Source organism: Aureibaculum flavum, assembly GCF_016406085.1.
Taxonomy (GTDB): Bacteria; Bacteroidota; Bacteroidia; order Flavobacteriales; family Flavobacteriaceae; genus Aureibaculum; species Aureibaculum flavum.
Map to the genome: position 1 here is coordinate 312,851 of NZ_JAEHFJ010000005.1, position 12,996 is coordinate 325,846.

A 12,996-nucleotide genomic window follows, 5' to 3' on the forward strand; every position below is an offset into this window, starting at 1 on the left:
AATTAGAAGAGGTCAATTAATCTTTAAGTGACCTCTTCCCTTTTAATGATTGAAATACAAGTGATTATTTACATATTTCTACGATACTCGCCGCCAACTTCAAATAATGTATGAGTTATTTGACCTAAAGAACAAACTTTAGTGGCCTCCATCAATTGCTCAAAAACATTGCCGTTTTTAATGGCCTTTTCTTGTAATAACTTGAGTTGTTCTGCAGATTTTTCGTGATTACCTTTGATTAAATTGTCAACCACTTCTATTTGATATTTCTTTTCTTCTTCAGTAGCTCTAATGACTTCTTGAGGTAGAATAGTTGGAGAGCCTTTGCTACTTAAAAAAGTGTTTACGCCTATAATGGGGAAGTCTCCATTGTGTTTTAAAGTTTCGTAATACAAACTTTCTTCTTGAATTTTTGAACGTTGATACATCGTTTCCATAGCTCCCAGAACACCACCTCTGTCGGTAATTCTATCAAATTCTGCATAGACCGCTTCTTCAACCAAATCGGTTAGCTCTTCTATAATAAATGCACCTTGAATTGGATTTTCATTTTTCGTTAAACCTAATTCCTTATTGATAATTAACTGAATGGCCATGGCTCTACGTACAGACTCTTCTGTTGGTGTGGTAATGGCTTCGTCATAAGCGTTGGTGTGTAAGCTGTTGCAATTATCATAAATGGCATACAAAGCTTGCAGGGTGGTTCTTATATCGTTAAAGTCAATTTCTTGAGCATGCAATGATCGGCCAGAAGTTTGAATATGATATTTAAGCATTTGTGCTCTAGGATTGGCTCCATATTTTAATTTCATGGCTTTTGCCCAAATTTTACGAGCTACTCGGCCAATTACAGCATACTCAGGATCAATTCCGTTAGAGAAAAAGAATGATAAATTGGGTCCAAATTTATTAATGTCCATTCCTCTAGATAAGTAGTATTCTACGTACGTAAAGCCATTTGATAAAGTGAAAGCCAATTGAGATATTGGATTTGCTCCTGCCTCAGCAATATGATAACCTGAAATAGAGACAGAATAAAAATTCCGAACTTTATTTTCAATAAAATACTCTTGCACATCGCCCATAAGACGCAGTGCAAATTCTGTTGAAAAAATACATGTATTTTGGGCTTGATCTTCTTTTAAAATATCAGCTTGAACTGTACCCCGAACTTTAGCGATAGTCTCTAATTTTATTTTTTGATAAATAGCATTGGGTAAAACATCATCACCAGAAACCCCAAGAAGCATTAATCCCAATCCGTTATTTCCTTTGGGAAGATCGCCTTGATATTTTGGTCTTTTAACGCCTTTCTTATTGTAAATTGATTCAATTTTTATCTCAATCTCCTCTTCTAAGTCTTCTATTTTTATATATTTTTCACATTCCTGATCGATAGCAGCATTCATAAAAAAGCCAAGCAACATTGGTGCCGGACCATTAATAGTCATAGAAACTGAAGTCATTGGGTTTGTCAATTCAAAACCAGAATACAATTTTTTAGCATCGTCTAAACAGCAAATAGAAACACCTGCATTACCAATTTTACCATAGATATCTGGACGCAAATCTGGATCATTTCCATATAATGTAACAGAATCAAATGCAGTAGACAATCGTTTTGCATCCATGTCTAAACTAACATAATGAAAACGTCTATTGGTGCGTTCTGGTCCTCCTTCGCCTGCAAACATTCTAGTTGGATCTTCTCCGGTGCGTTTAAATGGATAAATTCCTGAAGTATATGGAAAATCTCCAGGTACATTTTCTTGTAAGCTCCACAATAAAACATCTCCCCAAGCTTCATATTTTGGTAAAGAAATTTTAGGTATTTGTAAATGTGATAAAGATTCAGAATGTGTATCAATTTTTATCTCTTTATCACGAACCTTAAACGAATAAATAGGGTTTTTATAGGCCTGTTTTTTATCTTCCCAAGCTAAAATTGTTTCCCAATTTTGAGGACTCAACTCCTTTTTAGTACGAGAAAATTCTTTTAATAGAAGTTTTAGAAATTCTGATGACGAATCTAATTGGTTATCATTATCATTCATAGCAAAGCGAAGAATTTCTTCATCGTTAGCTCCACTCTCATTAAAGAATTTCTTTATCCAATTAGCAGAATCAATATTTAGTACCGAGCATATTGTCATATAAACTCCATATAATTTTTGTGCTATCCTTTTTTGATCAATACTTGTCTGATTATAATTACGATTGGTATCGGTTATTTCAGAAAGATATCGCGTTCTGTTTGGTGGAATTATAAATTGCTTTTCAGACATTTCATCAGTTATCTGAAATGAGCTATTAAAATCAATTGGAGTTTTGTTGTTAAGTTTTTCAATTATAACGCTGTATAAAGAGTTTGTTCCAGGATCGTTAAATTGTGAGGCAATGGTTCCAAAAACAGGCATATCGTCTGGGTTTTCATCCCAAAGATTATGATTACGTTGGTATTGTTTTTTAACATCGCGTAGAGCGTCTAAAGCACCGCGTTTATCAAACTTATTAAGAGCAATCACATCAGCATAATCAATCATATCAATCTTTTCGAGTTGCGTAGCTGCACCATATTCTGGTGTCATTACATATAGAGAAAAGTCGGAGTGTTCAATTATTTCGGTTCCCGATTGTCCAATACCAGAAGTCTCTAAAATGATGAGGTCAAAATTAGCAGCCTTTAAAACATCAATGGCATCTACAACATTTTTTGAAAGTGATAAGTTCGACTGTCTAGTTGCCAAGGAACGCATATAAACACGGTCATTTTTTATAGAATTCATTCGTATTCTATCTCCCAATAACGCTCCGCCTGTTTTTCTTTTAGATGGATCTACAGAAATTATCGCTAAGGTTTTATCTTCGAAATCTGCTAAAAACCGTCGTACTAATTCATCTACCAATGATGATTTTCCAGCACCACCAGTTCCGGTAATTCCCAATACAGGAGTCTTTGCTTGTTCAGGTATATTTGAAGAAAAATCTTCATAAATCTTTTTATAAGTCTTGTAGTCATTTTCTGCTAGTGTAATTAATCTAGCAATAGTGTTTACGTCTTTGTTTTCAAGTAACTTTAGAATATTGTTTTCATGGGGCAGTGTTAGAATTGCGTTGTCACATAGTTCTACCATATTATTAATCATTCCTTGGAGTCCCATTTTTCGACCATCGTCTGGCGTATAAATTCTGGTAATTCCATAATCCATTAAATTCTTAATTTCTTCAGGTAAAATTACGCCACCGCCACCTCCAAATATTTTTATTTGTGATGCGTTTTTCTCTTGTAACAAATCATACATGTATTTGAAATACTCATTGTGCCCACCTTGATAAGAAGTCATAGCAATAGCATTGGCATCTTCTTGAATAGCAGTATTAACTACTTCTTCTACACTTCTATCATGGCCCAAGTGAATTACTTCAACACCTGTGGCTTGAATAATTCTACGCATTATATTAATGGAGGCATCATGCCCGTCAAAAAGCGAAGCTGCAGTTACAATTCTAATTTTATTTTTAGGGATATATGATTTTATAGTTTTCATTTACAATCTTTAATTTTGCAAACGCAATTTACAATTTATTTGATTGAAAAATGAGAGGTAATCTTGTAAGAAGAAATAGAGAAGTTAAAACAATACTAGTGGTGATGTAAAGGGTGATTATCCTTATAAATAGTTGATAAAAGACCAAGTTTTACGTTCATTTAGGTAATTTGGATTGCCTTCATTTTCATAAGATTCTTTTTCAAAGCTGATGTTTTTATAAGCATCATTCCAATTTCTTAATTGAACGAAACGAAAAAGAAATTCTAAAATATACCAAAGAAAGAAGAATACCCAGAGCAATTCAAGTTGCTGCTTTAAATGAATGCGTTCATGATTTATCAATACCCAATTATCTGACAATGATTTATTCTTTAAAAAAATAAAGGGATAGATAGCTAAGCCCGTATAATTTTTGGGAATCAAATATTTTGAAAATAGAATCATGTCAATGTATTTTTAGCAATAATATCTTTTGGGGAAGTTGCTTTTTCTTATAACGTTAAAATTACTAAATAATTATTGTTCAGTGTTTTAAGATGAGCGAAGTTGTGAACAAATAATTAACATTAAAATCTGTTTTATTGGCTAACTTTAACAATTCAAGGTTATTTTAACACTTTTTTAACTAAATTTTGTATATTTGGCCATAGTCATGGGGCTGTGAATTAAAACTTTATAAAAATAATTAGTGATTATGAATCGATTTAGTATTTTTAAAATACTTTTCTTTTTTATCAGCATTGCTGTTTTTTCTCAGAATGATGCAATTGAAAATACTTCAGTTGCAATGGATTCTGATGGAGTAGATGTAGTGGAAATTAATTACAACCCGGGGCTTCTGAATCACAAAAATGCACAAGTCATAGTTGATGCTTACAATACACTTGTTTCTCAAGGAAAGGACGTGAACAAGTCAAATGAAGAAATTAAGGAATTGGCTTATAGTCATGCTATTTTGAAAGATGTTCCCAATGCTACTCAATTTATAGAGAAATATATAAGGCAATCAAATGATGTTGATATCCTTAATCAACATGTTTTTGATAGTATAAGAGAAGATAAAGCTTTTATATCTGTTAGTGATAAATTTGCCCCGAAGTACGAATATTGGGTTATGATTTATTTATATACTGGATTGATTGGTCTTTTTATAGCTTTAGTAATTAATTTTAAGAAATCTGAGGACAGAATTGCGAACTTGTTGATTAGTTTATTTATATTATTTAGTTCTCTTTTTATTATTCATGTGTGTATTTATATAACTAATATTCAAGTAAAGTTTCCACATTCCTTATTTTCTACATTTACGTTAAATTTTTTATATGGACCTCTATTGTACTTTTATATAAAAAGAATAAGTACTAAGTATAAATTCAAAACTTTAGATCTTTTGCATTTAGTACCATTTGTTTTTATGCTTATTTATTTTACAAAATATTATATACTTCCTGTAAATGAGAAGTTAAATATTATAATTAATCATAAAGAATGGGACGATCCCTTTTTTTATTACTCACTTATACTGAAGGCAATTTCATTAACAATATATGGTATTTTTACATTAAATGAATATTTGAAATTTAAGAAAGGTAATGAACATAATAATATCAAATTGTGGATTAGAAATGTTGTAGTCCTAAATGGGGCATTTGTAATTTCTCAATTGATATTTCTTATTGTAATTTCAGGTTTATTAACATCGAGTTATTATGTGCATCCGCAAATGATTACCTTGTCAATTGTTATCATGTTTGTTGGGTATTCTGCTTATGTTCAACCTAGTATCTTTACGAACCAGTACCGACTTACAAATATATTTAATTTTAAATACGAAAAATCTAGACTGAATGAAGAGCTTTCAAATGAACTTAAAGATGATTTATTGAATTTGTTCTATAAAGAAAAAGTATACAAAGTTAGTGATATTAGTCTCGAAAAACTTTCAGAAAGATTGGGAACAGATAGGCATAGTACGTCGCAAGTTATTAATGAGCATTTTAAAATGAACTTTTTTACTTTAATTAATATGTTTCGAATAAAAGAGGCCCAAGATATATTTAATAATGATGAAAGTGGGGTTTTGACTATTATTGATGTCGCTTATGATGTAGGTTATAATAATAAGGTTACGTTTAATAAAGCTTTTAAAAAAGAAACAAATCTTACTCCTTCACAATATCGATCAACTTTACTTAGAAGAGTGGTGTAAGCCAAAATAATTCTATGCTAATTCAACTCCTATTAGCACATCTAATTTTACATTCTGATATACTTCTTCTGTACTTTTTTTAATTAATAATCCTAAAATATTTAGTGAAGTAAAGGTATTATAGCCCTTAAAAGTTCTATTTTAATTAGAATACAAATCCTTTGTGTTGATGTCATCTACTTTTGTGTCAAAGGTCATTTAAACTTGCTTTTTATAAGTTATTTTTCAAATATATTTCTACTCATAGTAACTTTTTGATTGCTTGCAGTCATTGATTAAGTGTATTATTATGGCGAGTTGTATACTATTTTTTTAAACTCTTTTTAAATTTTCTTTTTAAGGATGTTTTAATGGTAAATAGACGGTAAGTGTTTGTCGGATACGTAAGGTATTATAAACTTTTCCTATGAAACTTACAATATATACTTCATTTGTTTCCGAATGTCAATCACTTGTCGTTGAAGTTACTTTCTTCTTTAAAAAGCAGAGTTCCATTAACCTTTGTTTTCATACTGAGAAGTTTATTTGAATTAAATGTTCCTTCTAATACTATTTGTTTGGCATTCTTTTAATTTTTATTAACTCAAATATATTTTTATGAAATTTAAATTTTACAATTTATTGTTGGTTTTTTCTGTTTTATGTGGTTCGCTGCTGCATGCACAAGAAAGAACAATTAATGGTACTGTTTCAGATGAATCAGGCCCGTTACCAGGTGTTAGTGTTGTCATTAAAGGGACAACTTCGGGCACAGAAACTGATTTTGATGGTATTTATACTATCAAAGCCAAAACAGGAGATGTACTTAAGTTTAGTTTTATTGGTATGTCTTCAAAAGAAGTTACTGTTGGAACATCAAGTACTATGAATGTAGTTCTAGAAGCTGATAACGTACTTGACGAAGTTGTGGTTACTGGTTTAGGTCTTAGGAGAGAAAAGAAATCCTTAGGGTATTCTCAACAATCTGTTGATGCTGAACAACTTCAAAAAGGTAAAGATATTGACGTAAACAATGCCTTAGCTGGTAAAGTGGCTGGTGTACAAATTGTTGGTCAAGCTAGTACTGGTTTTAGAGATTCTGAAATTAAATTAAGAGGTGAAACGGATGTGTTATATGTTGTGGACGGAATTCAAGTATATGAAACGGGAGACATTAATACGAACGATATAGCAGACATGTCTGTTTTGAAAGGTGCTTCTGCAACTGCCATTTATGGTCCGGAAGGTCGAAACGGGGTAATTATCATTACCACTAAAAAGGGTACAAATGGTAAAGCTTCGTTTACTGTTGATCATTCTACTATTGTTGGTAATGTTTCAATAGTACCAGATTATCAAAATGAATATGGTGGTGGTTATAGTCAAACATTTAACACGTTTACTTATGATCCAGCTACTGACCCAGCAGATTGGGCAAGTTTTGATGGTCAAAATATACCAGAATATAACGCTGATGAATCATGGGGTCCTAAATTAGATGGTACTTTAGTGCGTCATTGGGATTCATGGGTTCAAGGTACTCCAGAATTTGGAGAATTAAGAGAGTGGTCACCAACACCAAACGATGTTGACTCATTCTATAGAACGAGTATCACAAATAATACCTCTTTAAGTTTTTCTAAAGGTGGAGATGGTTATAATATTAGATCCGCAATTTCTCTTATCGATAAAGGTGGTATTATTAGAAACTCTGATCAAAAGACAATTAATATGTCTTTAAATGCTAGTTATGACATTTCTGATAAATTTACGGTTAATGTAAATGTTAATTATCAAGATAGAAAAACTACAAATGATCCTGATCAAGGTTATGCCAATCTAGCTTCAAATATGAACCAATGGTGGCAAAGACAACTTGATTTTGATAGATTAAGAGATTATGAGCGTAATGGACAAATAGTATCTTGGAACATTAGAAGTGCAAGAGATGCAAGACCATTATATTGGGATATGCCAGATTTTCAATCTTATGAAAATCTTAGACATGAATATAAAAATTCTGCATATGGTAAAATTGGAGGTACTTACAAATTTAATGACCAATTTAATATTATAGCCGAAATTAGATCTACCTTTCATAATTATGCTAATGATGATCGTGGTACCACTAAAAGTTTATTGGAGGCTGCAAGTTATTCAGAATATCAAAGAAGATACAACAAAGAGCATTATTTTAGTATGTTAAATTATAATAATAGCTTTTTAGATGGGAATTTAGATGTAGCAGCTAGTTTAGGTGGAGAAATTATTATTCAAGACTTTAAAGGTTTATCGGCTAGTACTAATGGTGATTTAACAATTCCTGAGTTTTACAGCTTAGCTGGTTCTAAGGATCCTGTTTCTGCAGGCACAGTCATAGAGCAACTTGAAAGTAGAGGTACGTTTTTAAAAGCATCTTTTGGTTTTAAAAACTTGTTATATCTTGATGGATCTTACAGGTTTGACTGGTCTTCTACTGCTGATCCAGACAATAATAGGGTAGAAACATACGGTGTGTCAACAAGTTTATTGGTAAACAAGCTTTTACCACAAAACAATATTATGACATTTTTTAAATTGAGAGCTGGTTATGCAAAAGCTCCTTATTTTCCAGACCCATATCAAATTTCTAGTGTTTATAATGTTAATGGATTATATCAAGGACAGGGTACATTATCAGTAGCTAGTCGCCAAAATAATCCTAACTTAGTTGGTGGTACAAGAGGTGAATTTGAAGTAGGTGCTGAATTTAGATTTATAAAAAGTAGAATAGGTTTAGATGTGACATACTTTAAAAGAGTTGATGAAGATTTACCTGTAGAAGTTAATTTAGATGGTTCTACTGGTTATGGAGATATCATTGTGAATTCAGGTAAAAATACTTCAACAGGTATTGAAATTGGATTGAATGGATCTATTATTAAAACAGATGATTTCACATGGGATCTAGGCGTGAATTTTGCAACATTAGAAAAGTATGTTGATGCCATTTACCCAGGTGTTGATTCTTATGATATTAGTACATATACTTCTAGTATGAAATTACAAGCTAGAGTTGGTGAAGAATATGGTTTATTCTTAGGTAGAGGTTTTGCTAACCATACTGATGGTAGTATTATCTATACTGGTACTGATCAGTTTGCAAGAGAACCTAATAAGAAATTGGGTAGTTTATTACCTGATTATACCTATGGTATTACAACTACAATTAGATATAAAAATTTAGATTTATTTGTTGGTTTAGACGGGCAAAAAGGAGGTTTATATTATTCTAGAACAGAAAGATATATGGATCACTCAGGTTTATCTGCAAAAACTGCGGGTTTAAATGATAAGGGTAATCCATTAAGAGATCCTGTTGCTTCAGGTGGTGGTGTACACATTGTTGGTGTATTACAAACAGGAACAGATGCAGATGGTATACCTATCTCTGATGGCACTATAGTTGATAAATATGTTGATGCTCAAGATCATTTTAACTTAGGTAACTTGGGTAATATATACGAAAATAACGTACATGATGCAACTTATTTAAAATTAAGAACAGCAAGGTTAAACTATAACTTTAACAGTGATTTAGTTTCAAAAATGGGATTAGAAGCACTTCAATTATCTGTATTCGGTAACAACCTTTGGTTGATTGATTCTGATTTAAATTGGGTTGACCCTTCTGAAATTGAAAAAAGAAGCGGTGTAAACTGGGCAGAAGCTGGTCAATTACCAATTACCAGATCTTTTGGACTTAATGTAAAATTAACATTTTAAAAAAAAACTGAGATGAATAACAAAATAAAAAATATAATATTGGTTCTTGGTATTTCTTTTATTTACAGCTCTTGTGAAACTGTAGATTTTGGAGATGTAAATAACAATCCTAACGGACCAACTGCGGCGGTAACTTCTCAGTTACTTACGCAAGCACAGAAACGTGTAGGTGGTTTTGATGACAATGATGGTAATTCCATAAATGGTATTGCCACAAACATGCAAGGAATACTCTTCACGCAACAATTGACTGAAGGGCAATATCCAGGAGATTCTAGATATTCAACTTTAACGAGAAGCTATAATGATTTCTTTACGGGTGCTATACAAAATTTGAATCGAATTATTGAATTGAACGAAGATGCCGCTACAATAGCTACTGCTGCTCAATTTGGTGATAATGCTAACCAAATTGCCACTGCAAAGATTTTAAGAGGTTATATCTTACATTATATGACAGACAAATGGGGTGGCTTACCTTATACCGAAGGTTTTCAAGGTATAGATAATCCTCAACCTGCATTTGATACTCAAGAAGAAATTTATAACATAATTTTTGCAGATCTTGAGTCAGCAATGAGTGCTATTGATCCTTCTAAAACAGGCCCCCATGGTGATGTCATGTTTAGCGGAGACATGAACAAATGGTGGTTATTTGCCAATTCATTAAAAATGACAATGGCACTAAGAATTTCTGATGTTAGCCCTGCTTTAGCTAAATCTAAATTCGAGGAGGTAATTGCATCTGGTGTCTATATAAGTACGAATGCTCAAAATTTAGAATATACCTATGGAACTACTGATGTAGATGATAGCGTATGGCATGATAGATGGAAGGAAAGAGAAGATTACGTTTTATCTGTAACGATGATGGAAACTTTAAGATCTAATCTTGATCCTAGATTGTTTAAGTATGCTGAGCCTGCTACCGCTGGAACAGCTACTAATCCAATGTTTCCTGGTAATACAGATGCAAAATATGTAGGTGCTCCAAACGGAACAGTAAATGGTAATGTACCAGATTATTCTTTTCCAACAGCAACTATAATTTACGATGTTGATTACCCAACACCTCTTTACACTGCAGCTCAAATGAAATTTGCTATGGCGGAAGCTGCAGTAAAAGGATGGAATGTTGGCGGAACTGCTGCTACTGTTTTATATGAAGAAGGTATTGCTGCTTCTATGGATTACTGGGGTGTAGATGCTGCTGATAAGACTGCTTATATAGCAGCACATCCTTGGACAAGCATGAATGACATCGCTTATCAAAAATGGATAGCATTATATTTAAACGGTTGGGAAGCATGGGCTGAGTGGAGAAGATTTGACTACCCTGTTTTAGTTCCTTCAACAAATGCTGGTGATCCTAGAATTCCTGTTAGAGATTCTTATGATTCTTCGGTACAAGATAATAACCCTACAAATTATACTGCAATTATTACTGCTCAAGGAGCCGATGACAACCACACTAAATTATGGTGGGATGTAAATTAATAATTGATTGAAAGATAGTATTCAAACAAAAATCCATCTTATTAATTTAAGATGGATTTTTTTTATTTAGAACTTCCCTGTTTTCGAAAAGTAAGGGGTAAATAGTATTAAAACGGTAAATAACTCGAGTCTACCTAATAACATTAAAAAGGCAGACCACCATTTACCTAAACTTGGTAAACTATCATAATTGTTTACCGGGCTTAATTGACCAAATGCAGATTTAACATTACCTAGAGAAGAAACAGAACTACCAATAGCAGTCATAGAATAAAGGCCGAGTAAACCAAAGACAAGTGAGCTAAAAGCAAAAACAATAAAATAGTTGCCATGCTATTATTATTATTATTATTACTGCTCAAAAGACATACGAATTATACACTAAATTATGTGGTGACATGCATAAATAATTGATTGAATTAAATTATTGAAACAATGACTTATCTTTTAATTTAAAATATATTTTTCAATTTAGAATTTACCTGTTTTCCAAAAGTAAGGTGTAAATAGTATTAAAACGGTAAATAACTCGAGTCTACCTAATAACATTAAAAACGCGGACCACCATTTGCCTAAACTTGGTAAACTATCATAATTGTTTACAGGGCTTAATTGACCAAATGCAGGTCCAACATTACCTAGTGAGGAAGCAGAACCACCAATGGCAGTAATAAAATCAAGACCGAGTAATCCAAAGACAAGAGAGCCTAAGGCAAATACAATTAAATAGAGAATAACAAAAGCCATAATGTTAAATACAATATCTTGAGAAACTGTTTTACCATTATACCAAACTGGAATAATAGCACTTGGATGCATTGATCGCTTAAATTCTAAAATACCATTTTTTATCATTATAATATGACGAACAAATTTAATACCACCAGATGTTGAACCGGCTGAAGCTCCAAAAAACATCAGTATAAAAAACAATATGGTTAAAAAATGAGTCCAAACCGTAAAATCTGCTGAAACAAAACCTGTGGTAGTTATTACGCTGGCCACTTGAAAGAAAGCATGTCTAAAAGCACTTTCTAATCTTCCATAAACCATAGGATGGTCTATTAATTGTGTCTCTGTGGCAATATTAGATACATCTGCTCTAAAATAAATAATTAACGCTACAATAACACTAATTCCTATAATATTAAGAATATAGGCCCTAAACTCTTCATCTTTAAAAACATTACTTAATTTTCCTCTGAAAGCAAAATAAGTTAATACAAAATTTGTACCTGCAATAATCATGAAAATGGTTATGATATAATGTATAATTGGTTTGTCATTCCAAAAGGCAACACTCGCGTTTTTTGTTGAAAATCCTCCAGTAGAAAGAGTACTCATTGCATGGTTTGCAGCATCGAAAACACTCATGCCGGCTAATTTTAAAAATACGGCTTCTGCTACTGTAAGGCCTAAATAAATTAAATACAATCTTTTAGCAGTGTCCGTAATACGTGGATGCAATTTATCCGCAGAAGGTCCTGGAGCTTCTGCCGCAAAAAGTTGCATACCACCTATGCCTAATAAGGGTAAAACAGCAATGGTTAAAACAATAATACCCATACCACCAATCCAATGTGTTGTGCTACGCCAAAAGAGAATTCCTTCAGGCATACTTTCAATGTCATTTAATATAGAGGCTCCTGTAGTGGTATACCCGGACATTGTTTCAAAAAAGGCATTGGTCAATGAAGGTATAGATTCAGAAAATATATAAGGCAAAGAACCTGATAGAGACATAAAAACCCATCCAAGGGTAACAATAATATATCCTTCTTGTTTATTAATTCTTTTTTTAAAATTTTTGGTTGTAAACCTCGAAATTAATCCAGCCAATATGGTGATGATACCTGCAAAAAAAATTCCTTGGGTAGCACCGTCGTCATAATAGAAACTTACGCCAGCTGATATGAGCATAAAAAGACCATTAAAAATGAGGAGGAACCCCATCATTTGAAAAATGATTTTTATGTTTAAATTTTTCATTTGTAA

Annotated in this window: 7 protein-coding genes; 3 read left to right on the forward strand and 4 right to left on the reverse strand. The window is 32.3% G+C overall.

The window, feature by feature from the left end:
• Positions 1-68: 68 nt before the first annotated feature.
• Positions 69-3,548: a methylmalonyl-CoA mutase family protein gene (locus JBL43_RS12245; protein WP_198841719.1), complete on the reverse strand. Its 3,480-nt coding sequence runs from the start codon at positions 3,546-3,548 to the stop codon at positions 69-71.
• 123 nt (positions 3,549-3,671) lie between these two features.
• Complete coding sequence (locus JBL43_RS12250) at positions 3,672-3,995, reverse strand: hypothetical protein (RefSeq protein WP_117879422.1); 324 nt, start codon at positions 3,993-3,995, stop codon at positions 3,672-3,674.
• Positions 3,996-4,245: 250 nt separating this feature from the next.
• Between JBL43_RS12250 and JBL43_RS12255 the strand changes: the two genes are divergently transcribed.
• The 3 genes from JBL43_RS12255 to JBL43_RS12265 all read left to right on the forward strand — a co-directional run bounded on the left by JBL43_RS12255 (position 4,246) and on the right by JBL43_RS12265 (position 11,001).
• Positions 4,246-5,760: a helix-turn-helix domain-containing protein gene (locus tag JBL43_RS12255; RefSeq protein ID WP_198841720.1), complete on the forward strand. Its 1,515-nt coding sequence runs from the start codon at positions 4,246-4,248 to the stop codon at positions 5,758-5,760.
• A gap of 597 nt (positions 5,761-6,357) precedes the next feature.
• On the forward strand, positions 6,358-9,504 hold the full coding sequence (locus JBL43_RS12260; RefSeq protein WP_198841721.1) for a SusC/RagA family TonB-linked outer membrane protein: 3,147 nt from the start codon (positions 6,358-6,360) through the stop codon (positions 9,502-9,504).
• Between the two features lie 12 nt (positions 9,505-9,516).
• Entirely contained in the window at positions 9,517-11,001 is a 1,485-nt protein-coding gene (locus JBL43_RS12265) for a SusD/RagB family nutrient-binding outer membrane lipoprotein (RefSeq protein ID WP_198841722.1), read from the forward strand.
• A 66-nt stretch (positions 11,002-11,067) separates the two neighbouring features.
• Here JBL43_RS12265 and JBL43_RS12270 read toward each other — a convergent pair whose 3' ends face one another.
• Both JBL43_RS12270 and JBL43_RS12275 read right to left on the reverse strand, forming a co-directional pair.
• The gene (locus JBL43_RS12270; RefSeq protein ID WP_198841723.1) at positions 11,068-11,268 is read right to left on the reverse strand and encodes a hypothetical protein; all 201 of its coding nucleotides are present in this window, start codon (positions 11,266-11,268) and stop codon (positions 11,068-11,070) included.
• Between the two features lie 204 nt (positions 11,269-11,472).
• Positions 11,473-12,990: a TrkH family potassium uptake protein gene (locus JBL43_RS12275; RefSeq protein ID WP_198841724.1), complete on the reverse strand. Its 1,518-nt coding sequence runs from the start codon at positions 12,988-12,990 to the stop codon at positions 11,473-11,475.
• Positions 12,991-12,996: the final 6 nt, after the last annotated feature.

What these genes read in the sequence shown, in the direction of transcription:
- JBL43_RS12245 (WP_198841719.1), bottom strand. Translation starts at nt 3,548, where the DNA reads ATGAAAACTATAAAATCATATATCCCTAAAAATAAAATTAGAATTGTA.
- JBL43_RS12250 (WP_117879422.1), bottom strand. Translation starts at nt 3,995, where the DNA reads ATGATTCTATTTTCAAAATATTTGATTCCCAAAAATTATACGGGCTTA.
- JBL43_RS12255 (WP_198841720.1), top strand. Translation starts at nt 4,246, where the DNA reads ATGAATCGATTTAGTATTTTTAAAATACTTTTCTTTTTTATCAGCATT.
- JBL43_RS12260 (WP_198841721.1), top strand. Translation starts at nt 6,358, where the DNA reads ATGAAATTTAAATTTTACAATTTATTGTTGGTTTTTTCTGTTTTATGT.
- JBL43_RS12265 (WP_198841722.1), top strand. Translation starts at nt 9,517, where the DNA reads ATGAATAACAAAATAAAAAATATAATATTGGTTCTTGGTATTTCTTTT.
- JBL43_RS12270 (WP_198841723.1), bottom strand. Translation starts at nt 11,268, where the DNA reads ATGACTGCTATTGGTAGTTCTGTTTCTTCTCTAGGTAATGTTAAATCT.
- JBL43_RS12275 (WP_198841724.1), bottom strand. Translation starts at nt 12,990, where the DNA reads ATGAAAAATTTAAACATAAAAATCATTTTTCAAATGATGGGGTTCCTC.